Below are 24403 nucleotides of genomic sequence, written 5' to 3' on the forward strand. Positions count from 1 at the left end.
GTGTGAGCCGACGCCCACGGTTTTGACTTTAAAACATTTCACATCAGCACTTTATACATCACGCTGGTGGACTCCAGCATCCCCGCCGTCGACATCGCATAGTGCGGGATCGTTCCGCTCAGGGTAAAGCCCAGATTTTCATACAGCGTTTGCGCCGGGCTGCCCGTCACCGTATCCAGCACCAGCAGCGTTTTACCCTCCTCACGCGCCAGCGCTTCAACCGCTGTCATCAGTCGGCGCGCAACACCTTTGCGGCGGCCATCAGGATGAACCATCAGTTTAACCACGTCACCACGGTGCGCACCGTTGGCGGGCTGATCAACCACCAGCTGCACCGTGCCGATGATTTTGCCCGCCAGACGCGCCACCAGCAGACGTTTTTCTCCCCGCGCAAAAGCCGGTAATAACTTTTGCCAGAACGCCTGCGCCTGCACAAAACCGAACGGCAGAATAAAACCGATGCTGGCACCCCGCGCCACGGACTGCATCAGGGTTTCGGCCAGCGCATCCAGATCGTCCACCGGCAATACATCCCCCTGCACTTCACTGATCACCACTTCATGATTATGTTGCATCGGAACCAACCTTTCTCATCAGACATTAAGGACGTGAAATAACAATGGCGTAACGTGCATCAGCCGGGCCGGGAACGTGAAAAGAAGACGCGCCTTGGAGATGAAAACGCAGGCAGTCGCCCGCTTCCAGCCGGTAGCTGCGGCTATCGAGCGTGAATTCCAGTACGCCTTCCAGCAGCCAGATGTGCTGTTCGAGGCCCTCTACCGGCGGCGAATCATACGAGATAGTCGCGCCCGCTTTCAGCACGCCGGTAATGAGTTCGGCGCGAAATCCCGGTGCCGGCGCGGAGACAGAACGACGCTCGAAGCCGGTTTGCCGGTCATGCCAGACCGGTTGTTGTGAAGCGCGGATAAGCTCCGGCGGATTATCTTCCAGCGCCATCAGCAAACGGGACATCGTCAGCCCGTAAGCTGCACTCAGTTTGCCAAGTAACGAGGCGGTCGGGCTGGTTTCTGCCCGTTCTACGCGTGAAAGCGTTGCGCGGCTGATGCCGGTCAGCTGCGCCAGTTGTTCGAGTGACCAGCCCTGACTGACGCGCAATGCTGTCAGCCGTTCCGCCAGCCGGCGGTCATGACTCTCCTGCCCTGCGTCCATTTGTTGTCCTGCCGTAAAATCTCAATAAAGGGAAAATATCTCTGATGTGAGAATATTGCAAGTTAAAAACCTGTAACCCAAAAGAATGAGACAAGTTGTACAAAAATAATAAAGTTGTACAAGTTTGAAATCTGGCGCTAGAGTTAGCTTATAAGTGGTATGAATATTTTGGATTGAATTATGTCTCTGTATAGCATCGGCGAAGTCGCTCGAATTTGTGGTATCAACCCGGTCACGCTGCGTGCCTGGCAGCGGCGTTACGGCCTGCTGAAGCCGCAACGCACGGAAGGCGGTCATCGTCTGTTTAATGATGATGATCTGGATACCATCCGCACCATCCTGGGGTGGATCAATCGCGGCATTCCGGTCGGACAGGTGAAATCGCTGCTGGAAGGCAAAGTGGATGCGCTACCCGGCGGCTGGTCACAGTCAGAACATCAGTTGCTCACCGCCTTACAGGACGGCCGCCCGCAAAAAGTTCGTCAGCTGATAATGGAGTGTGGCCGTGAATATCCGGCGGCGGCATTCGTGAATAATGTGCTTCGTCCGCTTCGTGCGCGTCTGAGTTCCGGCGATTCACGACTGCTGATGTTACGCAGCCAGCTCGATGGCCTGATCATTGAACATTCGGTGATGAGCATGAACGCGGCGCGTAAACGTCCCGGCCCGCTGGCCACCCTGGTCGGCTGGGGTCAGGTGGACAGCACCGAGTTGTGGCTCGAAGCCATTGTGCGTTGCGAAGCAGGATTGCAGATCGAGATATTGCCGGTTCAGCTCAGCGAACCTTACCTGGAAAACCTGAGCGGTTCACAAATTCTGTTGTGGTCTGAAGGCCGTCTGACACAGGTTCAGCGCCAGCGGTTGTTGAACTGGGTGGAACAGGGTTTGTCGATAGTCCTGCTGGGCAGTACCGCCGTGTTGCTGGGGGCAGAAGAAACAGACGCAGTGGAAGATGAGTCCGGCGAGCACCTGCATGAGGATGACCGTCATGCCGGTCTTCATATCGTGCCAGTCCCTCAGCAAGGAAAAAATAATGATTAAACATTTTCCTGAGACCACCCTATCCGCCGATGTTCTTACGCAGCTGTGCGAGTTTTACAGCTATCTCGACACCAGCCGCCTGCCGCAGCTTTCACGCATTTATCATCCGCAGGTAGTGTTTATCGATCCGGTATCGCATTACGAAGGCGTTGATGCGCTGGAACACTATTTTGCGCAACTGCTTAAAAAAGTGAATTACTGCCGTTTTGAGATCCAGCCTCCGCTGGTTCAGGGCGATGAAGCCTCACTGTTCTGGCAGATGGGATTTTCGCATCCGGCACTGAAAAAGGGTCAGGAGATGTTCCTTAACGGCGCAAGCCATCTGCGTATGAATGAAAACCGCATTATCTATCAGCGCGATTATTACGATCTCGGTGCAATGTTGTATGAACACGTTCCGGTGCTCGGCAGTGCCGTACGCGCTGTCAAAGCCAGGTTGAAATAATGCGCCGCGTGCTGATTACCGGTGCCAGTTCAGGTATCGGAAAACAACTGGCGCAGGATTATGCCGCCGGAGGCTGGGAAGTCATTGCCTGCGGGCGCGATGAGGAAAAGCTGATGGCGGTCGCCGCAGCCAGCCCGCTCATCATCCCGCTACGTTTTGATATCACTGATTTACACGCAACCCGTGAGGCCCTGCAGGGCCGGCAGGTCGATTTAGCGATTCTTTGCGCCGGCACCTGCGAATATCTCGACAATGGCGTCGTCGATGCCGAAAAAGTCATGCGGGTGATGAACACCAATTTTACCGGTCCGGTCAATTGCCTTGATGCCCTGCTGCCCGGCTTAGCACCCGGCAGTCGGGTGGCACTGGTGGGTTCCGTCGCCTGGTTGCTGCCATTTGCACGCAGTGAAGCTTATGGAGCATCCAAAGCCGCGCTGGCCTTTTTTGCCCGTTCTCTGGCGGTTGATCTGGCGAAACGTCAGATTCATATTTCCCTGATCCAGCCGGGGTTTGTCGAAACGCCGCTGACATCGCGCAATGATTTCCCGATGCCGATGATGGTAAGCGTCACGCAAGCCTCAAAGCATATCCGTAAAAAACTGGCGCGCGGTGACAATGAAATTGCTTTCCCCCCACTTTTTGTTCGTTTACTCAAGGTAGCTTCGTTGCTGCCCGTTAGTCTGCAACAAAGGTTATGCCGGAAAATGGTGAAATAAAATGACAACAAAAGTCGCGATTGTGGGCAGTGGGATCTCAGGGCTGAGCTGTGCGTGGTTGCTGGCAAAAAGTCAGCCAGACTGCGAGATTACCGTCTTTGAAGCCGCGGAAACGTTAGGCGGACATACTGCCACGCGGGATGTGATTTCCGACGGAAAAGAATACGCCATCGACACCGGTTTTATCGTCTATAACTCGCGGACGTACCCGCATTTTATTGCCCTGCTCAAAGAACTGGGCATTGAAGGCCAGCCGACGGAAATGAGTTTTTCCGTACGCAATCCGGTTAACAAACTTGAATACAACGGCCACTCGCTGAACAGCCTGTTTGCCCAGCGCCGCAATCTGTTCAGGCCGCAATTCTGGCGGTTTATCCTTGAGATCCTGCGGTTTAACAAACTGTGCAAAGCACGCCTGCTGAACCCGCACAATGACGAAGATACGCTGGCTGATTTGCTTGATCAAAACGGTTTCACGCCGTTTTTCGCCCTGCATTATGTGCTGCCGATGGGGGCGGCCATCTGGTCTTCTTCGCTGAGCGATATGGCGGAATTCCCGCTGTCGATGTTCCTGCGCTTTTTCGATAATCACGGGCTGCTGGACGTCAGCAACCGCCCGCAGTGGATGGTGGTACCCGGCGGGTCGCGGGAATATATCCGCCGGATGCAGGAAAAACTTCCGGCCAACGTCAGGCTGCTCACGCATGCGCCGGTCAGTAAGGTCATACGCACGCCTGCCGGCGTGACGCTGCACTCGCCGTACGGCGAGGCGCATTTTGATCAGATTGTTTTTGCCTGTCACTCCGATCAGGCACTGGCGATTCTGGGTGATAACGCCAGCGCAGATGAGCAGAGCATTCTCAGCGCCCTGCCTTATCAGAGCAATGACGTCATTTTGCATACTGATACACATCTCCTGCCACGGGAAAAACGCGCCTGGGCGAGCTGGAATTATCAGTTGCCCAATTCACTGCATCTGACGGACCGCGCAGATATGCGCGACAGTAATGCAGCACACCATCGCCGTGCCAGTGTGACCTATAACATGAATATTTTGCAGGGACTGAACGCACCGCAGACTTTTTGTGTGTCACTCAACCCGCTGACACCGATTGATGAAAACAAGGTTCTGTTCCGTACCACCTACATGCATCCTGTTCTCAATCTCGCCAGTCATCACGCGCAGCAGGAACGCTACCGGATCAATGGTCACAACCGCACCTGGTTCTGCGGGGCCTATTGGTACAACGGCTTTCATGAAGACGGCGTTAACAGCGCGCGTGACGTAGCGGAGAAACTCAACCTGCAACTTTTCAGTGGCCGGTTACACAATGAGCATGAAAAACAGGAAGCGTCATGAACAGCCAGTTGTATGTCGGCACGGTGCGCCATCGCCGGTTTACGCCGGTTGAACACCGTTTCGACTACGATATTTTCATGCCGCTGATTGACCTGGATGAACTGGATCAGTTACCTGCAAAAGGTATTCAGCTCGAACGGTTTTCCGCCGCCAGTTTTCGCCGCAAAGATTATCTCGGCGGCGGTGATATCAAAACCAAAGCGCAGGCGCGAATTGAAGCACTGACCGGCGAACGCCCGGACGGACGGGTGATGTTGTTGTGTCAGTTATGCTATTTCGGCTGCTATTTTAATCCGGTGAATTTTTACTATCTCTATGATCAGCAGGGTGTTTTGCGCTGGATGCTGGCCGAGGTGCGTAATACACCCTGGAACGAGCGCCACACCTATGCCGTCCTCCCTGACGGTTCGCAACCGGTGCCGAAAGCCTTTCATGTGTCGCCTTTTAATCCGATGGACATGGTCTATCACTGGCGGCTGACACCGCCGGGAAAGCAGTTGCATATCACTATCGAAAATCACCGCCAGACACGGGAATTCGATGCAACCCTTTCACTGACAGCCCGTCCGCTGACCCGCACGGCGTTGCGTCAGCAATTGTGGCGATTGCCTCTTATGACCGCAAAAACCGCACTGACCATTTACTGGCAGGCGCTGAAACTGTGGCTGAAACGGGCCCCCGTTTATTCTCATCCTCCCGTTGATAAGGACTGACCATGAGTCAACCTGAAATGCAGCTCGCCCGTGACAGGGCGAATAACAGGCGCAGCAAGGCGGCACGCGCATTGATTCTTGGTGTACTAAAGCAGCTTAAGGGTGCCGGCCTGACCCTGCGGGAACCCGGCGAGGAGGCAATATTATTTGGCGATCCGACTGCGGTATTACAGGGTGAAATCGACATCCGGCACCTGCGTGCCTACCGTCGTGTACTGCTGGGTGGCAGCGTCGCCGCCGGTGAAAGCTTTATTGATGGCGACTGGACAACGCCCAATCTGACCGTTGTTCTGCAACTGCTGGCCGAGAACCTCAGGCTGGTCGACAAACTCGAAGCACGCCTCAGCTGGCTGAGTACGCCAGCCAAAAAAATCGTTCATTTTTTCCGCCGTAACAGTCTGTCACAGGCGCGTAAAAATATTTCGGCCCATTACGACCTGGGCAACGATTTTTACCAGGGTTTTCTTGATGAGAAGATGCTTTATTCATCGGCCTGGTATCAGGAACCGCAGATGACCCTGGAACAGGCGCAGGAAGCCAAGATGCGCCGTTTATGTGAACAGCTGCAATTGAAAGCGGGCGATCATTTATTGGAGATCGGCACCGGCTGGGGCGCCATGGCCGAATTTGCCGCGCGGGAATACGGCTGTCAGGTGACCACGACCACCATTTCCCGCGAACAATATCGCTTTGCCTGTGAACGGATCGAACAGGCCGGGCTGAGTGACCGCGTGACGGTGCTGTTTGAAGATTATCGTTCATTGCGGGGTCAGTTCGACAAACTGGTGTCGATAGAGATGATCGAAGCGGTCGGCAAGCAGTATCTTTCCACCTTTTTCAAACGCTGTAACGCGCTGCTCAAACCTCACGGGCGGATGGCCATTCAGGCAATTACTATTGCAGACCAGCGTTATGCCGCCTACAGCCGTAATGTCGATTTTATTCAGCGTTATGTTTTCCCCGGTGGCTTTTTGCCTTCCATTACTGCCATGAATGACGCGATGACCCGCTGCACCAGTCTGGTGGTGCGTGATCTGTTCGATATCGGTTCCGATTACGCCCGTACGCTTCATGAATGGCGGGAACGGGTTCAGCGCTACTGGAGCACGCAGACCGACGGGATGCAGGACGAATATTTCCGCCGCCTGTGGCTGTTCTATCTGTGCTACTGCGAGGCAGGTTTCCGTGCCCGCACCATCAGCACCGTTCAGCTTGTTGCCGAGCGACGCGGATGAAATCTTTGCGCTTCTGGCTGCTGACACTGGGCTTTGACGTCTGGTGGACATTGGCCGTGTGGGGGCGCGGGCGCTTTATCCTCTTCCTGCTGTTAAGCAGTTTTCTGATGCTGGCGTTTACGCCAGCAAAACGCCGGTTATGGGTCGCCGTTGCCTGCACGCTGGGCATCATAATGGATTCGCTGTGGTGCATTTTGGGGCTGTTTGAATTTACGGGTTCTTCCGCCGTCCCACCGTGGATGATGGCGTTATGGCTGGGCTTCAGCGCCTGGTGGCTGTGGTTACTCAGCAATTTACGGCTGACGTGGTACTGGCTGATACCTCTCGGCGCGGTCAGTGGCCCGCTGGCCTATTACCTGGGAATGCAACTCGGTGCCATGCAACTTCTCGCCACACCCGTTTATGTCTGGCTGCTGCTGGCAACAGGCTGGGCGATATTCTTACCGCTGATCAGCCTGCCGGTACTGCTCAGCCATAACACAGGACGGAAAACCCGATGACACGCCTATTGCTGGCAGCACTTTCGCTGATGATGTCTTTCTCTGCCCTGGCTGCCACACCATGGGGGGCATGGCAACAGGTCGGACGCGCCACCCTGAGCTGGGGGCCTTTTGAGGTTTATCATTCGCAACTGCTGACACCTGACGGTAAATATCAGACCGGAAAATGGCCGCAGGCGCTGGTGATTGAATATCTGCGCAGCATTGATCATCAGGAACTGACCAAAGCCACCGAAGAACAATGGCAGGCTCTGGGCATACTGGCAGAGGCACAAAAAAATGGCTGGCCGGACGCGGTGCAAAACACCTGGCCGGATGTCAGTAACGGCAGTGAAATCGTGTTTGTCGCGACTGAAAAAGGCGGCCAGTTTTACAGCCAGCCCGCCAACAGCGTGCTGAGTACGCCGGTGGGACGGCCTTTCAGCCCGGCATTCCGCGATGCCTTTCTGGCAATCTGGCTCTCGCCTGCCACGCAGTATCCTGATTTACGCAGTAAGCTGACCGGCGCATCCGCGCCCGATTAATGGCATCTTATGGAGGTTTTATGACTGTTCTGCGCAAGATTTTTGTCACGCTGGTCGTCGGCGGTATGCTGTTACTCACCGGCTGCAAAGCCAATATTCAGGATTACGCACAGGCGCAACCGAAACTGGATATTTTCACCTGGTTCGCCGGTGACAGCATCGCCTACGGCATGGTGCAGGATCACAGTAACAAACAAACCCGGCGTTTCACGGCGAGAATCCACGGTGACGTGGCGGGTGATACGCTGACGTTGCATGAAAATTTTGTGTATGACGATGGTGAGAAACAGACCCGCATCTGGCGTATCCGCAAACTGGCGGACGGCAGTTATACCGGTACGGCAGGCGACATTATCGGCACCGCCACCGGGCAATCCGCCGGCAATGCCTTTAACTGGAAATATGTGATGGATGTGAAATCAGGCGGCAGCACCTATCGTCTGACGTTCGATGACTGGATTTACCAGCAGGATCAGCAGCATCTGTTTAACGTCACCGCGCTGAAAAAATTCGGCGTAGAAGTCGCGCGGGTGACGATCTTCTTTGTGAAGCAGTGAGGTAAGCTCGATCGGCTCCCTCCCCTGCGAAGGGGAGAATTAAACCTTCACTTCTTTAATCTCAGTCTTCCTGCGCCCGAACACGAATTTTCCCAGCGTCACCAGCAATACCGCGCAGAGAATAACACCTAACGCCACCCATTCGACCGGTGAGAGGGATTCACCGCCGAAGCCAATGCCCAGCAGAACAGCCACAATCGGGTTCACATAGGCATAACTGGTGGCCACGGCAGGTCGGACGGTTTTCAGCAAAAACATATAGGCGCTGATGGCAATCATCGAGCCAAACACCACCAGATAACCGAGCGCCAGAAAACCGCTCATTCCGGGGACTGCCGTCAGATGCTCACCGCTGAACCGGCTGGCTACCAGCAGCACCACGCCTGCAATAATCATTTCTGCGGCACCGGCCATTAAGCCTTTTGGTAACGGCAGACGCGAACTCCACACCGAACCGAATGCCCAGCTTAACGAGGCAAGCAGGATCAGCGCCGCACCCCACGGGTTGCCTACCAGATTGCTGCCGGTATTGAGCAGCACGATCCCGAACAGGCCTATCGCGACACCGGTCCACTCGAGGCGGCTGTTGGGCATACCCCACAGACGACTGAAGCACAATGTAAACAGCGGCACGGTCGCGACCATTACCGCAGCAATGCCTGACGGCACCTGCATATGTTCAGCCACCGTCACCAGCCCGTTACCGACAGAGAGCAGCAAAACTCCCACCGCACCGGCGGCCATCCACTGTTTAAGCGCCGGCACTTTATGCCCGCGTAACAACAGAAAGCTAAAAAGAATGCACCCGGCGAGGAAGAAACGCAGCCCGGCCATCATCAGCGGTGGCCAGCTTTCTACGCCCACGCGGATGACGAAATAGGTAGAACCCCAGATAAAATACAGTGCAAAAAGTGCAGCGATCAGTGGCAGCAGAGAACGGGTAGCAGAACCAGTCATAGGAATAACTTATTAGCGTGATAACGAAGGCAGACAGTTAACGCTATTGGCGCGAATAACGGCAAGGAAATCTGTGCGATCGCGTCAAAATGTTGTTAAAAAGTTTCTGTATATGACGAAAAATGCGATGGCATCCCCCCTAAAAGTAATCACAGCATGAATAGTCTGTTGCAGGGGTGAGGAAACGATTTATAATTCCCCGTTCAAAATCCTGAGGTACTTACATGAACTCGCTTGGCAAAAAATTATTTATCGCGCTGTTTGGTCTGATGGCAATCGGCGCAATTGGTGGCGTGATGGTTGCCGGTTATGCGGTGGTGATTCAGGACGACGCTAAACCGGTCAGCGACAGCGACGCCCCTTCAGTAGTGCCTGCACCAGCGCCGGCATCAGCGAACTGATTTGCCCACTGACCGTTGCTGCCAGCGTTGTAACCATTGGCTCCAGCGTTCAAATAGCATATCCACACAAATCGCCAGCAGTGCGACAATCACCGCGCCCTGCAATACATAAGCGGTATTAAAACCGCTCAGGCCGATGATAATCGGCGAGCCGAGGCTCAAGGTACCGACCGACGAGGCTATTGCCGCCGTCCCGATATTGATAATCACGGACGTGCGGATCCCTGAAATAATCACCGGTGCCGCCAGCGGAATTTCCACTTTTCGCAGCATCTGCCAGCGGCTCATCCCCACGCCCTGCGCAATCTCGCGCGCCGACGCCGGGACCGATTCAATACCGGCAATCGTCCCCTGTAAAACCGGCAACAACCCGTAAAGCACCAGCGCAATAATCGCCGGTTTTTCGCTAAACCCCATCACCGGCACCGCCACGGCCAGCACCGCAACCGGCGGAAAGGTCTGCCCCATGGCCACCAGCGTTTCCACCAGAGAGCGGAATTCTTTGCCTGCCGGACGCGTCACACCGACGCCCGCCGCCACGCCAATCACCACCGCGATCAGACTGGAAATCCCCACCAGTAACAGATGCGCCTGTACCAGCGCAGCGAAACTTTCCTGCTGATACACCGGCCTGCTGAGTGCCGGGAACATCCAGTGGAACAGGCCGCCGAGCGACGTCATGCCGAAAATCAGCGCCAGTAACAGCGCGAAAAGCCAGAGTAAAGGATCGGTGATAATCCGCACTACTGTCTGTTTCATGCGCCGCTCCTGGGTGCCGTCAGATCTGCAAAATGCAGCACGCCCAGCGGCTGCCCCTGCTCATCAACCACCGGCAATTGCTGAACCTGCTGTGCGACAAAGGCTGACAGCGCCTGACTCAGGTTCATATTTTCGGTCAGCGGAGGCTGGCTGCCGGAATACGGCTCGCCGCGTCGCGTCAGTGAGCCAACTTCGCACAGCGACAACAAACGGATCCCCATGTCGCTGCCACCGAAGAAATCGCGCACAAATGACGTCGCCGGTTGCGTCAGCAGTTCCAGCGGCGTGCCCTGCTGCACCACCTGCCCGTCGTTGAGCAGTACGATGCGGTCACCCAGCGCCAGCGCTTCATCGATATCGTGTGTCACCAGCACGATGGTGCGGTGAGTGATTTTATGGATACGAGCCACTTCTTCCTGCAACGTAGCACGGGTCACCGGATCGAGCGCGCCGAAGGGTTCATCCATCAGCAACACTTCCGGGTCAGACGCCAGCGCCCGCGCCACACCAACGCGCTGCTGCTGGCCGCCGGAAAGCTGGTGCGGATACCGCTGACGGAACTGTTTCGGGTCAAGACTGAGCAGTTCGAGCAGTTCGGTCACACGGTCACGGATTTTCGCTTTCGGCCATTTCAGCAACTGCGGCACAGTGGCGATGTTTTCTTCCACCGTCCAGTGCGGAAACAGCCCGATGGACTGGATGGCGTACCCCATCCGGCGGCGTAAATCCTGCGCCCGGAATTTTTCTATCGGTTCTCCGGCAAACAAAATCTCCCCGCGATCATGCTCCACCAGCCGGTTGATCATTTTGAGTGTGGTGGATTTCCCGGAACCGGAGGTGCCGATCAGCACGGTGAATTCGCCTTTGGCCATTTCCAGCGTGAGATCGCGCACGACCGCTTTTCCGGCAAAGTGTTTGCTAACCTGCTTGAAATGGATCATCTGCGTGTGGTTTCCAGAATTGAAACTGCGAATTTAAATATGCTGTCGACGACCACGGCCATCAGTACCGCCGGGATCACCCCGAGTAATACCAGATCCAGTGCGCTGCTGAGCAACCCCTGGAACATGATGGCACCCAGTCCGCCCGCGCCGATCAGCGCCGCAACCATTGCCATACCCACGGTTTGCACTGCCACAATGCGGATACCGGTCAGGATCACCGGCAAGGCGATCGGCATCTGCACACGAAGAAAGACCTGTGCGCGGTTCATGCCCATGCCGCGCGCGGATTCAGTCACCGCTTCCGGCACTGACTCAAGACCGGCAATCACACCACGTACCAGCGGCAACAACGAATACAGCACCAGCGCGATAATCGCCGGTGCCAGCCCGATACCGCTGATACCGTGCTCCGCCAGCCACGGCAGCGCTTTTGCCAGCCCCGCCAGCGGCGCGAGCAGCAAACCAAACAGTGCAATCGATGGCACGGTCTGAATAATGTTCAGTACCGACAATACCGGCCCGCGCCAGCGGGGCTGGCGGTGACAGAGCAAACCGACCGGCAATCCAATCAACACAGCAGGCACCAGCGTGCCAGTCAAAATGCCCAGATGCTGCCACAGTGCGTCGTTAAACACATCGGAGCGGTTATCGTATTCTTTGAGCAACGAAAGCTCAGCAAGCTGGCCGTACGCCAGCAGCAAAATCACGGGCACAATCATCTGCACATTGAGCAAAATACGCAGGCTGTGATTACGGGTAAAACGGGAAATAGCATCGGACGCGATCAGCAGACAAAGCGCTGCGCCGGCCCAGAAACCGCCGCCCAGCGAAGTGCGTGCGATACTGTCTTCATTGCCGCCAGACAGTTGTAATGCGCTGTGCCCTGCCAGCCAGACCAGGGCGGTCAGCAGAATTTCTGCCAGCATCATCACCAGTAAATGATGACGGCCATACAGTGTGAGAAAGGCACAAATCAGCAGCAACGCGGCAGGCAGCAGAAGTAACGCAGAATAGCCCTGCAACAGGCTCGCCAGCGAAATGCCTTTACCGGACACCAGCCGGTTAGGTGCATGGCTGACGAAAGCCAGGCCGAAACCGGCCAGCAACAGCAGCAAAACCAACGTCAGCAGGACGCGGTTTTTGACGGGTGAGTGATAAGTCAAAGCATTACCTGATATCAAAGAGCACGATCCGAAGATCGTGCTCAGGGCGTCACTGCCCGGTTATTTTTTAACGAAACCTTTTTCCTGCAAATACTTCGCAGCCACTTTTTTCGCATCCTGTCCGTCAACGGCGATTTTCGCGTTCAGGCCCTGCAACGTTTTAGTATCAAGGGAGGCAAAAACGGGTTTGAGCAAATCAGGAATATTCGGATGCGCTTTCAGCGCCGCCTCGCGGATGACAGGGGCTGGTGCGTAAATCGGTTGCACACCTTTCGGATCTTCCAGCGTTTGCAGGCCAAGTGCCGCCACCGGGCCATCCGTACCATAGGCCATCGCCGCATTCACACCGGAGGTTTGTTCCGCCGCCGCTTTGATGGTCACCGCCGTATCGCCACCCGCCAGGGAGAGCAACTGTGCCTGACTGAGTTTGAAACCGTAGGCATTTTCAAAGGCCGGTAAGGCATCCGGACGCTCAATAAATTCTGCCGAGGCCGCCAGTTTAAAATCGCCGCCGCTGCTGATGTATTTGCCTAAATCACCGAGAGATTTCAGGTTGTGCGCACTCGCCACATCCTGACGCACAGCGATAGTCCAGGTGTTATTGGCCGGAGACGGGCTCAGCCAGACAATTTTGTTTTGATCGTAATCCAGCTTTTTAACCTTATCGAAACCAGCCTGCGCATTTTTCCACGCGGGGTCTTTATCATCAGAGAAGAAGAACGCGCCGTTACCGGTGTATTCAGGATAGATATCGATTTCACCGGCGGTGATAGCGCCGCGCACTACTTTCGTCGTTCCCAGTTGCAATTTGTTGGTGGTGTGGATGCCGTTCGCTTCCAGCACCTGGATAATTATGTTACCGAGCAGCGAACCTTCGGTATCAATTTTTGAACCGACACGCACGGCATCATCAGCGGCCTGTGCGCTGAAACTTAATGCAGATACCAGCGCCAGTGTTGCCACTGAAAATCCCCGTACTCGCCCAGTTGTTACAGTCATGTTCTATCCTCTTATCGGGTTATGTTGGTTTTGTCGCCCGGCGACTGCTCCGTCATTCAATCTGCTTTCATCGGTGAAAACTTTCGTTTGTGAAAACAAGCTGCTAACAAGAATAGTCCAATTTTGCGCAGGGGAATGGATGGTGATCTATAAAAGCAGGCGGTGATAGCCGGGTAAAATGCCGAAATGTACGAAGCTTATCCGTGAAATCGCTGAGGCGACGTGCCGGCGGGTCTGACCGGTGGCGGTAACGTGACCAGCACGATTTTATACTGGCTGACATACGCTTAGATCATTGGGTTTTAAGTTATAGCCATTTGTTTTCATGCAATGCTTAATCAGGACTTGTGACCGGTATCACCTCGCCTCTATGCTGGCTTTTTTGTCAAAAAGCGTAAACACAACAATGTCTGACTTAATTGCGGCCTCACAGACCGCCTCTTCAGGGGATTACAGCGCAGCCGACACGGCGACTGACCAGCTGGTGGTGATTCGTTCCGCTGCCGATATTACTCAGTTAGTGAACCGCGGCGCAGCGAAAATCAGCGATGCGCGCATCGTGATTGCTATCGCACTGGGCGGCGTTTTCCTCGACGCTTACGACCTCGGTGCGCTGGCCTTCGGGATGAAAGATATCACCCGCCAGTTCGGCCTGACACCTTCCGGCGCAGGCTTTGTGGCCTCGGCGATTACTTTCGGGGCGATTGTGGGCGCACTCTTCGGCGGCTATCTGACCGACAAAATCGGCCGTTACCGTGTCTTTATGGCCGATATGTTCTTCTTCGTCATTGCCGCTCTGGCCTGTGCCTTTGCACCCAATGAGTGGGTTCTCGGCGGATCACGCTTTGTGATGGGTCTTGGGGTCGGCATCGATTTACCGGTGGCGATGGCATTTCTGGCGGAGTTTTCAAAACTGCAGGGCCGCGGCAATAAAGCCTCGCGCGTGGCAATGTGGTGTCCGACGTGGTACGCGGCAATCAGCGTCTCCTATCTGCTGGTGCTGCTGCTTTACGCGGTGCTGCCCGCGACGCATACCGACTGGTTGTGGCGTCTGATCCTCGGTTTCGGCGCGGTGCCTGCGATTCTGATTATCGCTATCCGTCACCGCTATATGAATGAATCGCCGGTCTGGGCTGCCAATCAGGGTGACCTGCAAAGCGCTGCGGCAATCCTGCGTAAGTCTTACAACATTCACGCAGTCGTGGCTGAAGATGCGGACAAAGCACCGCAGGTGAAAGTGCGCAAAGCCGCATGGCGTAACTACGGTACGCTGTTGCAGGGTATTTATCTGCGCCGCACTGTGCTGGCGACCGTGACGGCAGTGGCTTCATCCTTTGCCTATAATGCGGTGGCTTTCGGGCTACCGGTTATCTTATCCAGCTTCCTGCAACAATCGATGATCAGCACTATCCTGTTCTCGCTCGGCCTGAACCTGTGCTTCGCCTTCGTCGGCGGCCTGATTGCGGTGCGGTATGTCTCGAAATTTGGTGCATGGAAAATGACCTATGCCGGTTACGCCTGTCAGTTGGTCGCGATGATCGGCCTGGCACTGGTCGGTCGCCCGGCAGATGGCGGTGAAGCAGCAATTTCCATCGCCATGCTGGCACTGTTCCTGTTCGGTCAGGGCTTCGGCCCGGGATCGCACACCATGACCTTTGCGTCACTGAGCTACCCGACATCACTGCGCGGCATGGGTGTCGGCTTCAACCAGACGCTGATGCGCGGCAGCTCGACGGTCTCGCTGTTCCTGTTCCCGGTACTTTCCGCAGCACTCGGCACCGGCGTGTTCTGGGTGATCGCGTTAGCGCCACTGGCGGGCTTAATCGTGCTGACAGCGGTACGCTGGGAACCGTCGGGATATGATGTGGATGCTGAGGATTTTCAGCAGGAAGTTAAACCAGTTTAGGTTTTTGCCTTGTTCCTCCCCCCGCGAAGGAAAGGATTTTCTTGCTTCTCCCCCTGCGAAGGGGGAGGGCGCAGATCGGTATTCTTACTCCTCTCGGTTAGAAAACTGAGAGAGTGTCATCAAACCACCGCGCTTCTCGGCGCAAACACATACCCGATATCGTTTTCGATCATCGCGGACACCAGCTCAAAACCGCCATTCGGTTTGGCCTGTGCAAACGCCAGTTCACTGGTGAACACCGGGCTGACCCAAAACTGATTCACCGGATCACCATAAATTTCCGGCAGGCGCATTTTGTCTGCCGGACCGCATAACGCCGAGGAAATGACGTGTCCTTCAAAACCGAGCGGTGCCATCGGTGACATCAGGGTGTGACCTTCACCCAGCCAGCTGAGCGTCGTCCAGGGGATCTGCGCATAACCGGATAAGGCACTGGCCATCTGCACGGCATTTTCTTCTGTCACATATTCTTTGCCGACCGAAAAAGCCAGCTCAATACGGCGGTGTTTTTCAGCCTCATCATTGAAAATAATATCGACTTGCGGCATCGGACGGATACTCATGCCAACCGTGAAGAAGTAATAATTTTCTTCATCTTCATGCTGGGAAATCGCCATCGGTGGCCAGTGCCCCTGGTTAATCAGATAATATTTCAGTGAAGGGCCAAAGCGGGCTTCGTAGGATTCCAGCAGCTTGCGCTGGATTTTCGGCCACGGATTGCTGAATTCATTTTGCCAGTCGCGCCAGAACAGACGGGTTTTTTCCGCCAGCTCACATTGCGTATTGGTCGAGGCTGAACCCAGCGGGAAGGTCAGCGGATTCTGTTTAATGCAACCGGCGGAATAACACACCGAATGATCGATATACAAACTCCAGCCGGGGATCACTGCCAGCAACAATCCCTGATACCACAATGCCGCGCCGTCATCGCTTTCATTCCACAGGATCTGGATTTGGGCCGGATCCAGCGGTGCTTCGCCTTCCAGATTGCGGCAATATTGCGCCGCCAGCATCGGGGCAATCCCCTGCTCCATCGCGTCGGTATCATCGTTCGCCGGTGCGGGCACCAGATTGCGAACCCAGCAGGCGCGCATTTTCGGAAAGCGGTCACGCAAATCTTCGCGGGCGAAAATATAGAAATACACCACGCGGTTGTCCTGCTCGACCAGCGCGGTCAGGGTTTGTTTGTCGTTACTGACTTCAGCAACAATGTCGGACTGGCGCATATGACCTCAACAATATAGGAAGTTTATTATTTCCTGTGAGGGTCAGTGTAAAGCGGATAAGCCAGCCCGATAACGGGCAATATTCCCAAAAAAGCCCGATAAATCATTAAAACAGGTGCTTTTTTGTCGAAATACCGACATCAGCGGCAATACATCCGAAACAGATGCGCCAGGTGCGCGGCCATCGGTGTGAGTGTGGTATCACGTCGCTGAATAAGATAGAACGTGGCTTTCGGCAGTGACAGATCGAGATCCAGCGCGATCAGGCTCTGACCGATCACCGGATCATTAATCGCATCAACGGACAATATGCTGAGAAAATCAGTTTTGGCGATCAGGCTGGTGCACGACATAAAGGTTTCACAAATCACGCTGATATTGGGTTCGGTATCCATTTCGCTGAACATTTCGCTGAGCAATTTATAATAACTTCCGCGTGGCGTCGGCATCGTCCAGTCGCAATGTAAAAGCGCCTGCATCGAGCGGGCGTTCTGCATCGGATGGCCGCGTCTTGCGACCACCCGATACTCTTTATCCATAAGTTTTTCATATAACAGTTCGTTATCAAAAGGGCCGTGATAATAGGTATTCACGGTGAAATCCAGCTCGCCCTGTCGCAGCTCCGGGATCATCGACACCAGTTGTCCCTCGGCTATCCGGACCTTCACATCGGGAAATTCGCGGTGAAAACGCTCAATCACTTCCGGCATGATGGTGCGGGCAATACTGGCACCCACGCCGATATTTACCCTGCCGCTGGTGCCGCCGAGACGCTGCGTGATGTCTTCCTGCGCCACCCTCAGCTCTTCCAGAATCAGGCTGGCGTGTTTAAAAAACGCGTCACCACAATCAGTTAGCGTCACACCCTGACGGCGGCGGACAAATAATTTCGTCCCCAGATTTTCTTCCAGCTCTTTAATCGATTTAGTCAGCGCGGGCTGCGAAAGATTCAGCACCCGGCTGGCGGCACGAATGCTGCCCTGACGCGCGACCGCAACAAACGCCCGCAACTGATGCATTTTTATTTGTGATGGCATGAGACTCTTTGATAACCACTGATTATCACTAAAAAGATTTTGGCATCTTATATGCCCTGAACGCTTTATGTACATTAAAAATCTTATAAGGCCGCCTTTCGCCGCTTTCTGCGTGCGGGTCTGCACTTCCCAACGCTTTGATTTCCTCCTTTCTGCCGCTGCGCGGAAAGCCTGCATGTCTGTGTCAACAAGAGAGTCCGTGATGGTTAATGAGATTTCTGAACGTGTAGAAAAGCTGTTTCCTTCCCTGCAAAAGCAACGCCGTGACCTGCATAAATACGCCGAATCCGGCTGGCTGGAATTTCGTACCTCCACGCTGGTGGCCGATCGGCTGGAGAAACTGGGTTATTCACTGCAACTGGGCAAAGAAGTCATTGACGCGGATTCGCGTATGGGGCTGCCTTCCGCCGCTGTGCTGGCCGAACAAGAGCGGCGTGCTCTGGAACAAGGGGCGATTGCCCGCTGGATGCCACATTTCTCCGGCGGTTTCACCGGTATTGTCGCGACGCTGGAAACCGGTCGTCCCGGCCCGGTGATGGGTTTTCGTGTGGATATGGACGCGCTGGATTTATGCGAAGTCCTGGACGAGGCACACCGCCCGTTCCGGGAAGGATTTGCTTCGGCCAATAACGGCATGATGCACGCCTGCGGTCACGATGGCCACACTACCATTGGCCTCGGGCTGGCAGAAGTGCTGATGCAGGTGCGCGATCAGTTATGCGGCACCATCAAGCTGATTTTCCAGCCTGCCGAAGAAGGCACGCGCGGCGCAAAATCCATGGTTGAGACGGGGGTGGTGGACGATGTGCAATATTTTACCGCTGTACATATCGGCACCGGCGTACCGGCTAATCACATTGTGTGCGGTAACGATACTTTCATGGCGACAACCAAGCTCGATGTGCACTTTACCGGCGTGGCTTCGCATGCAGGCGGCAAACCGGAAGACGGGCGCAACGCCCTGCTGGCGGCGGCACAGGCCACGCTGGGGTTGCATGCTATCCCACGTCACAGCGGCGGCAGCTCGCGGGTGAATGTCGGCGTGTTGCAGGCGGGCACCGGGCGCAATGTGGTGCCGTCCACCGCCATGATGAAAGTCGAGACACGCGGTTCCACCAATGAAGTAAATGATTTTATTTATCAGCAGGCGCTGAAAGTTATCTCCGGCGCAGCCGAAATGCATCAGGTGAAATTCGACATCAAACTGATGGGTGCGGCGCAAAGCAGCACACCAACGCCTGCCTGGGTAAATTACATTCACCGTCAGGCAGAAAAACTCGGCGAGTTCGAACAGATTATTGACCATCAGGAAGGGGCTGCCGGTTCAGAAGATGCCACTTACATGATGGAGCGCGTCAAAGCCCGTGGCGGTGAAGCCTCTTATGTCATTTTTGGCACGGATCTGAGCGCTGGTCATCACAATGAACTGTTTGATTTCGATGAGAAAGTGATATCTCAGGGCATCAAAACGCTGGCGGCCCTGGCACTGAATATCGCTGAATTCAAAGGGGATATTTAATGGCGACACAACAAAATATCGTCAATTTTATCAACGACTTTATTGATAACCAGCAACCTGCCCTGGCAGAAATCAGTGATGCAATCTGGGACCATCCGGAGACCCGTTTCGCGGAATCGTTCTCCTCAGCATTGCTGGCCGACAAACTGGAAGCCAGCGGCTTTAGCGTGGAACGCGGTGCCGGCGGCATGGAAACCGCATTCATCGCCAGTTCCGGCCAGGGCAAACCCGTGATCGCCCTGCTTGGCGAATTCGACGCACTGGCCGGTTTAAGCCAGAAAGCCGGTTGCGATGTGGCGCAGCCACAGGTGGAAAACGGTAACGGCCACGGCTGTGGTCATAACCTGCTCGGCACGGCGGCACTCGGTGGTGTGCTGGCAGTGAAAGCCTGGATGGAACGTGAAAAAATTCCGGGTACGGTACGTTTTTACGGTTGTCCGGGCGAAGAAGGCGGCTCCGGTAAAACGTTTATGGCCCGCGAAGGGCTGTTTGATGATGTCGATGCCGCACTGACCTGGCATCCGGAAACCTACAGCGGCATGTTCAGCAATCAGACGCTGGCCAATATTCAGGCGTCGTTCAGCTTTAAAGGCGTGTCCTCACACGCCGCTGCCGCGCCACACCTTGGCCGCAGCGCGCTGGATGCCCTGACGCTGATGAACACCGGTTCGAATTTCCTGCGCGAGCACATTATTCAGGAAGCACGCCTGCATTACGCCATCACCAACGCGGGGGGAATTTCGCCAAACGTGGTGCAGGCCGATGCCGAGGTGTTGTATCTGGTGCGCGCACCGCAAATGGATCAGGCGCAGGCAATTTTTGACCGCGTAGTGGATATCGCCAAAGGCGCAGCACTGATGACCGGCACACAGATGTCGATGCGCTTTGATAAAGCCTGTTCCAACTACGTGCCCAACCGCACACTGGAAAGCGCGATGTATCAGTACGTGCAGGCGTTTGGCACACCGCATTACACCGCCGGAGAGCGGGCGTTTGCGGCATCAATTCATGCCACGCTGAGCGAACAGGATATCGATAACAATTTGCTGAATATCTCCCGCACCAGCGGCGCGGAAGGCGTGGAATTCGCCGACACCCTGCGCCATTCCCCGCTGACTGACCGCGTTGCTCCGTATGCCCCGAACGGCAATATCCTCTACGGCTCAACGGATGTCGGCGATGTCAGCTGGCTGGTGCCGACGGCGCAATGCTTCAGCCCGTGTTTTGCTGTGGGATCGCCGCTGCACACCTGGCAAATCGTGTCACAGGGGCGAACATCCATTGCCCATAAAGGCATGTGTCTGGCGGCAAAAGTCATGTCATCAACTGCGATAGACCTGTTCTCCCGGCCGGATTTACTGGCGGCCTGTCAGAAAGAGCGTGATGCACAACGTGCACGACGTCCCTATCAGTGCCCGATCCCGGCTGGCGTGAAACCGTCGCCGTTGAAATAAATCCCGAATGAGTACACCGCGTATTCGCACCCCGTTCCGGCGCAAATACGCGGCATAAATATAAAAAAGACAAACATGACAGAGGGTTAACAGATGAGTATTCAGGCGCAAGATTCCGGCCGGAGTCCGGGAGGATTTCTTCATTGGGTGGAACGTGTCGGGAATAAAATTCCCAACCCGTTTTTGTTATTTGTTTATCTGATCGCCGTGCTGATGGTCGCCAGTGCGGTGATTTCATGGCTGAATATTACGGCGGTGAACCCGAGTAACGGTGATGTCATCCACGTAAAAAACCTGCTGAGTGTGACAGGCATTCAGTGGATTTTGCCGAACGTCATTAAAAACTTCAGCGGATTTACCCCGCTCGGCTCGATTCTGGCGCTGGTTATTGGTGCCGGACTGGCGGAGCGCGTCGGACTGCTGCAAAGCCTGATGTACAAAATGGCGTCCAAAGTCAATGCCCGTTACGCCAGTTACATGGTGATTTTTATCGCCTTCTTCAGCCATATTTCGTCTGATGCCGCACTGGTGGTGATGCCGCCGCTGGGCGCGTTAATTTTTCTCGCGGTCGGGCGTCATCCGGTGGCCGGTTTACTGGCGGCTATCGCCGGCGTCGGCTGCGGTTTCACGGCTAATCTGCTGATTGTGACTACCGATGTGTTGCTGTCGGGGCTCAGTACCGAGGCCGCGAAGGCGATTAATCCGGCGGTTCAGGTGAGCGTCATCGATAACTGGTACTTTATGGCTGCCTCCGTCATTGTGCTGACAATTGTGGGTGCCATTCTCACCGATAAATTCGTTGAACCGCGCCTGCCGGTGTATCACGGCGAGCGTAACGAAGAGATGAAAAAACTGACACCGGAACAGAATCGCGGCCTGATGGCGAGCGGTATTGCAGCATTGGTGTTTATCGCACTGGTGGCATTGCTGGTGGTGCCGGAAGCCGCACCGCTGCGCAATCCTAAAACCGGCGGTATCATCCCTTCGCCGTTTATTCAGGGCATCGTACCGCTGATTATTTTGTTCTTCTTCGTGATTTCTGTGCCTTACGGCATGGTAACAAAACAGATCCGCAGTGCCAGTGATGTGCCGGATTTGCTGGTGGATCCGATGAAATCCATGGCAGGTTTTATCGTGATGGTGTTCCCGCTCTCCCAGTTTGTGGCATTTTTCAACTGGAGCAATATGGGGAAATTTATGGCGATCGGGCTGACCGATGTGCTGGAAAACTTAGGCATGACCGGTATCCCGGCGTTCCTCGGCCTGATTTTCCTGTCGGCGTTGCTGTGTATGTTTATCGCCAGCGGCTCAGCAATCTGGTCGATTCTCGCACCGATTTTCGTGCCGATGTTTATGCTGCTCGGTTTTCATCCGGCGTTTGCGCAAATCGTATTCCGCGTTGCGGATTCGTCGGTGATCCCGCTCGCGCCCATGTCACCGTTTGTACCGCTGTTCCTCGGGTTTCTCCAGCGGTACAACAAAGAGGCGAAACTGGGTACCTATTATTCACTGGTGCTGCCGTATCCGGTTGTGTTTTTCGTCGTGTGGCTGCTGATGCTGGTGGGGTGGTATTTGCTGGGTCTGCCCATTGGTCCGGGCGTTTATCCGCATCTTTAACGGTCAGGTCAGACGTCCCATACGGCGCATGGCCCGGTGCCATGAGCCGTTTCTCACCGCCCAGCGCAGTACACCGGCAATACGGCGGGTGGCGAAACGAATCCTTCGGCGCTTTGGCGGGGAAAGGGAAATCCCCAGTTGCGTCGCCGCCCATTCGGGCAATAACTCAATGCCAGCCTGGATCATCAGGCTGCCCACCGGTTTCGCCAGACGGCTCGGAGCCGGTGCATTCTGCAATAATTTCACCACTTCAAGCGTGCGTTCATCGCAGCGTAATTGCGGACGCATCGCCTGCAGATAATGTTCTACCGCATCGACACTCTGCGGCACATCTGCCGCACCCAGGCTTTTCGCCACACGGGAAAACTCCCGATAATAAAGGTTCTGCCCGGCCAGACTGAGCGAAGGGTTGCGATACCGCAAATGTGATTGCAGAAAGCTGTACGCTTCAGCCACGTGCACCCAGACCAGTAATTCCGGATCGCTGGCCGCATAAGGCGTGCCGTAAGCATCAGTACCCGTGACCCGCAAATGAATGGACTTTACTTTTTCGATTAATGCATTGGCATCATCCAGAGGTGCAAAAGTCGTACCCGAGATAAACTGACTGGTGCGACGAAGCCGCCCGAGCATATCTTCACGAAATGAGGAATGATCCCAGACACCGGCAAGCGCCAGCGGATGAAGCATCTGCAGCAGCAAGGCACTGACGCCGCCACAAAGCATGGACGAGAAATCTCCGTGAATTCGCCAGGTGATGCTTTCAGGGCCAAACAGCCCCGGGTCACCCGGCGGATCCTCAAAGTCTATGCCGCCTAACGCCAGGCCCGAAATACTCAGTACCTGACGTTCTATTCTCTTTCTCAACAATTATCTTAACTCAGTGGTTAATGTTCGGCCTGACTGACTGCCGTCGCTTTGGTCAGTTCCGGCCACAGGTTCATAACCACATCAATCAGGCGGTTCAGTTCATCCGCACTCGCGCCATCACGGGCCTGTACGGAGAAGCCCTGAATGGTGCAGGCCAGGTATTTCGCCAGCAGGGCGCTGTCGCTTGCCGCTGTCAGATCACCACTGTGTTTTTTCTTCTCGAAATATTCAAACAGAGTACGTTCCTGCGAAAGATGGCGCGCACGCAGCATTTCGGCAATATCCGCCGATGACGAAGACATGCCGGATGATGCGCTGATCATAAAGCAGCCACTTGGCGTGTCACAATCGGTAAACAGTTCAACGATGGCACGCAAATAGCGTCCGACCGTATCCTCAACGGACAAATCTGTTCTGCTCAGTAAACACGAGCTCTTTTCGTAAAAGTTTTTCAGATAATGTTCAACGGCTGCGCGGAAAAGCCCTTCTTTGTTACCAAATTCAGCATACAAAGTTGGCGCTTTTGCACCGGTTGCTTCGACCAAATCGGCTAATGAAGTGGCCTCGTAACCATGGCGCCAGAATAAATTCAGGGCCTTGCTCAGAGCAGTTCCACGATCGAACTGTTTTGGGCGCCCGCGACTTTTCCGGACCAAAGCCGTCTGTTCAGTGCTCATACACCCTCCTTCCATCACCATTGTGATTATGGTTATTAAATTTTTATAGAAATAACTTAACGATCATTATTAAAAATAGTTGCGCACAAGTCCAGCGGAGTTTATTATTTAATTATCGAGCGATAAGAAAATCGCTCAAACCCGCAAAACTGCGCAGCTAAAAACGCTTTTTAAGCATACTATCCAGGACGTAACATCATGAGTAACTTCAAAATCCTTCTTGCAGTTCTGGCATTAACCGCTGTGCCGGTTGCCAATGTTGCCGCACAGCAGGTTATCATGATGCCTTTACAGAGTCAGGAAGTGAGGATGGTCAATGTGACCGGTGACAGTAACTTCTGTAACCCGGGAACCTGTACGAATAAAAACATCGAACAGGGCCGTATTCCTACTTCTCCTACTCAGCCACCTGCACCCTCGATCCCAAGCCATCGGCCCGCTTCTATTTACTACTAACGAACGCGGTGCCTGACGACAAAGAGTCAGGGCAGGAATAATGATAAGGCGGCTAATGTCGCCTTATCTTTTCATCAGCCGCCCCTGTTTTATCACCCTATCCGGTCAGAACCAACCATTAACTTAGCGATCATTAAAGATTCATTCAGCAAAATTA

The 24403-nt window shown here is 54.7% G+C and carries 25 protein-coding genes and 1 pseudogene; 15 read left to right on the forward strand and 11 right to left on the reverse strand.

Annotation, left to right across the window (positions count from 1 at the left end; translation table 11 throughout):
* Nucleotides 1-38: 38 nt before the first annotated feature.
* Both J1785_RS17530 and J1785_RS17535 read right to left on the reverse strand, forming a co-directional pair.
* The gene (locus tag J1785_RS17530; protein ID WP_217220027.1) at nucleotides 39-575 is read right to left on the reverse strand and encodes a GNAT family N-acetyltransferase; all 537 of its coding nucleotides are present in this window, start codon (nucleotides 573-575) and stop codon (nucleotides 39-41) included.
* Nucleotides 576-600: 25 nt separating this feature from the next.
* On the reverse strand, nucleotides 601-1170 hold the full coding sequence (locus J1785_RS17535; RefSeq protein ID WP_217220029.1) for a helix-turn-helix domain-containing protein: 570 nt from the start codon (nucleotides 1168-1170) through the stop codon (nucleotides 601-603).
* Nucleotides 1171-1350: 180 nt separating this feature from the next.
* On the opposite strand from J1785_RS17535, the gene J1785_RS17540 reads away from it, so the two are divergent.
* From J1785_RS17540 to J1785_RS17580, 9 genes are read left to right on the forward strand one after another with little or no spacing between them, the layout of a single operon-like run.
* Nucleotides 1351-2211, forward strand: a complete 861-nt coding sequence (locus J1785_RS17540) for a MerR family transcriptional regulator (protein ID WP_217220030.1) — start codon at nucleotides 1351-1353, stop codon at nucleotides 2209-2211.
* The gene (locus J1785_RS17545) at nucleotides 2204-2656 is read left to right on the forward strand and encodes a nuclear transport factor 2 family protein (protein WP_217220031.1); all 453 of its coding nucleotides are present in this window, start codon (nucleotides 2204-2206) and stop codon (nucleotides 2654-2656) included. Before J1785_RS17540 ends, J1785_RS17545 begins: the two co-directional genes overlap by 8 nt.
* Nucleotides 2656-3372, forward strand: a complete 717-nt coding sequence (locus J1785_RS17550) for an SDR family NAD(P)-dependent oxidoreductase (protein ID WP_129951896.1) — start codon at nucleotides 2656-2658, stop codon at nucleotides 3370-3372. The genes J1785_RS17545 and J1785_RS17550 overlap by 1 nt, the downstream gene beginning before the upstream one ends.
* Before the next feature lies 1 nt (nucleotide 3373).
* Nucleotides 3374-4732: an NAD(P)/FAD-dependent oxidoreductase gene (locus tag J1785_RS17555; protein ID WP_217220032.1), complete on the forward strand. Its 1359-nt coding sequence runs from the start codon at nucleotides 3374-3376 to the stop codon at nucleotides 4730-4732.
* Nucleotides 4729-5445 carry a DUF1365 domain-containing protein gene (locus J1785_RS17560; protein WP_129951898.1) on the forward strand — a complete coding sequence of 239 codons (717 nt, stop codon included), beginning with the start codon at nucleotides 4729-4731 and terminating at the stop codon, nucleotides 5443-5445. Before J1785_RS17555 ends, J1785_RS17560 begins: the two co-directional genes overlap by 4 nt.
* Before the next feature lie 2 nt (nucleotides 5446-5447).
* On the forward strand, nucleotides 5448-6680 hold the full coding sequence (locus J1785_RS17565) for an SAM-dependent methyltransferase (RefSeq protein WP_217220033.1): 1233 nt from the start codon (nucleotides 5448-5450) through the stop codon (nucleotides 6678-6680).
* Nucleotides 6677-7180: a DUF2878 domain-containing protein gene (locus tag J1785_RS17570; protein WP_129951900.1), complete on the forward strand. Its 504-nt coding sequence runs from the start codon at nucleotides 6677-6679 to the stop codon at nucleotides 7178-7180. Before J1785_RS17565 ends, J1785_RS17570 begins: the two co-directional genes overlap by 4 nt.
* The gene (locus tag J1785_RS17575; RefSeq protein ID WP_129951901.1) at nucleotides 7177-7704 is read left to right on the forward strand and encodes a hypothetical protein; all 528 of its coding nucleotides are present in this window, start codon (nucleotides 7177-7179) and stop codon (nucleotides 7702-7704) included. The genes J1785_RS17570 and J1785_RS17575 overlap by 4 nt, the downstream gene beginning before the upstream one ends.
* 20 nt (nucleotides 7705-7724) lie before the next feature.
* On the forward strand, nucleotides 7725-8261 hold the full coding sequence (locus tag J1785_RS17580) for a DUF3833 domain-containing protein (RefSeq protein ID WP_217220034.1): 537 nt from the start codon (nucleotides 7725-7727) through the stop codon (nucleotides 8259-8261).
* A gap of 39 nt (nucleotides 8262-8300) precedes the next feature.
* On the opposite strand, the gene yedA is transcribed toward J1785_RS17580, so the two are convergent.
* Nucleotides 8301-9218, reverse strand: coding sequence for a drug/metabolite exporter YedA (yedA, locus tag J1785_RS17585; RefSeq protein ID WP_129951903.1), 918 nt, complete (start codon nucleotides 9216-9218; stop codon nucleotides 8301-8303).
* A 224-nt stretch (nucleotides 9219-9442) separates the two neighbouring features.
* Between yedA and J1785_RS26950 the strand changes: the two are divergent.
* A pseudogene (locus tag J1785_RS26950) lies at nucleotides 9443-9544 on the forward strand (hypothetical protein); the annotation flags it as partial.
* A 63-nt stretch (nucleotides 9545-9607) separates the two neighbouring features.
* Here the strand turns inward: J1785_RS26950 and J1785_RS17595 are convergent.
* From J1785_RS17595 to osmF, 4 genes are read right to left on the reverse strand one after another with little or no spacing between them, the layout of a single operon-like run.
* On the reverse strand, nucleotides 9608-10378 hold the full coding sequence (locus tag J1785_RS17595; protein WP_129951904.1) for an ABC transporter permease: 771 nt from the start codon (nucleotides 10376-10378) through the stop codon (nucleotides 9608-9610).
* Nucleotides 10375-11319, reverse strand: coding sequence for an ABC transporter ATP-binding protein (locus J1785_RS17600; RefSeq protein ID WP_129951905.1), 945 nt, complete (start codon nucleotides 11317-11319; stop codon nucleotides 10375-10377). Before J1785_RS17600 ends, J1785_RS17595 begins: the two co-directional genes overlap by 4 nt.
* Nucleotides 11316-12485, reverse strand: coding sequence for an ABC transporter permease (locus J1785_RS17605; protein ID WP_129990539.1), 1170 nt, complete (start codon nucleotides 12483-12485; stop codon nucleotides 11316-11318). The genes J1785_RS17600 and J1785_RS17605 overlap by 4 nt, the downstream gene beginning before the upstream one ends.
* Before the next feature lie 60 nt (nucleotides 12486-12545).
* Entirely contained in the window at nucleotides 12546-13484 is a 939-nt protein-coding gene (gene osmF, locus J1785_RS17610; RefSeq protein WP_217220039.1) for a glycine betaine ABC transporter substrate-binding protein OsmF, read from the reverse strand.
* Nucleotides 13485-13890: 406 nt separating this feature from the next.
* Between osmF and J1785_RS17615 the strand changes: the two genes are divergently transcribed.
* Entirely contained in the window at nucleotides 13891-15390 is a 1500-nt protein-coding gene (locus J1785_RS17615; RefSeq protein WP_217220041.1) for an MFS transporter, read from the forward strand.
* Between the two features lie 119 nt (nucleotides 15391-15509).
* Here the strand turns inward: J1785_RS17615 and J1785_RS17620 are convergent, their stop codons facing one another.
* Complete coding sequence (locus J1785_RS17620) at nucleotides 15510-16616, reverse strand: suppressor of fused domain protein (RefSeq protein WP_129951909.1); 1107 nt, start codon at nucleotides 16614-16616, stop codon at nucleotides 15510-15512.
* A gap of 140 nt (nucleotides 16617-16756) precedes the next feature.
* Entirely contained in the window at nucleotides 16757-17653 is an 897-nt protein-coding gene (locus J1785_RS17625; protein WP_129951910.1) for a LysR family transcriptional regulator, read from the reverse strand.
* Between the two features lie 202 nt (nucleotides 17654-17855).
* Here J1785_RS17625 and J1785_RS17630 point away from each other — a divergent pair, with 202 nt between their 5' ends.
* The 3 genes from J1785_RS17630 to abgT all read left to right on the forward strand — a co-directional run bounded on the left by J1785_RS17630 (nucleotide 17856) and on the right by abgT (nucleotide 22243).
* Nucleotides 17856-19172 carry a M20 family metallo-hydrolase gene (locus tag J1785_RS17630; RefSeq protein WP_217220047.1) on the forward strand — a complete coding sequence of 439 codons (1317 nt, stop codon included), beginning with the start codon at nucleotides 17856-17858 and terminating at the stop codon, nucleotides 19170-19172.
* Nucleotides 19172-20626, forward strand: a complete 1455-nt coding sequence (locus tag J1785_RS17635; RefSeq protein ID WP_129951911.1) for a M20 family metallopeptidase — start codon at nucleotides 19172-19174, stop codon at nucleotides 20624-20626. The genes J1785_RS17630 and J1785_RS17635 overlap by 1 nt, the downstream gene beginning before the upstream one ends.
* A gap of 93 nt (nucleotides 20627-20719) precedes the next feature.
* Nucleotides 20720-22243, forward strand: a complete 1524-nt coding sequence (gene abgT, locus J1785_RS17640; RefSeq protein WP_217220043.1) for a p-aminobenzoyl-glutamate transporter — start codon at nucleotides 20720-20722, stop codon at nucleotides 22241-22243.
* Between the two features lie 3 nt (nucleotides 22244-22246).
* On the opposite strand, the gene J1785_RS17645 is transcribed toward abgT, so the two are convergent.
* Both J1785_RS17645 and J1785_RS17650 read right to left on the reverse strand, forming a co-directional pair.
* Nucleotides 22247-23113 (reverse strand): oxygenase MpaB family protein, encoded by an 867-nt coding sequence (locus tag J1785_RS17645; RefSeq protein WP_129951913.1) that lies wholly within the window; start codon nucleotides 23111-23113, stop codon nucleotides 22247-22249.
* Nucleotides 23114-23130: 17 nt separating this feature from the next.
* Nucleotides 23131-23790, reverse strand: a complete 660-nt coding sequence (locus tag J1785_RS17650) for a TetR/AcrR family transcriptional regulator (RefSeq protein WP_129951914.1) — start codon at nucleotides 23788-23790, stop codon at nucleotides 23131-23133.
* A 198-nt stretch (nucleotides 23791-23988) separates the two neighbouring features.
* Between J1785_RS17650 and J1785_RS17655 the strand changes: the two genes are divergently transcribed.
* Nucleotides 23989-24246, forward strand: coding sequence for a hypothetical protein (locus tag J1785_RS17655; protein WP_217220045.1), 258 nt, complete (start codon nucleotides 23989-23991; stop codon nucleotides 24244-24246).
* Nucleotides 24247-24403: the final 157 nt, after the last annotated feature.

This window comes from Rahnella perminowiae (assembly GCF_019049755.1).
GTDB classification, from domain to species: Bacteria; Pseudomonadota; Gammaproteobacteria; order Enterobacterales; family Enterobacteriaceae; genus Rahnella; species Rahnella perminowiae.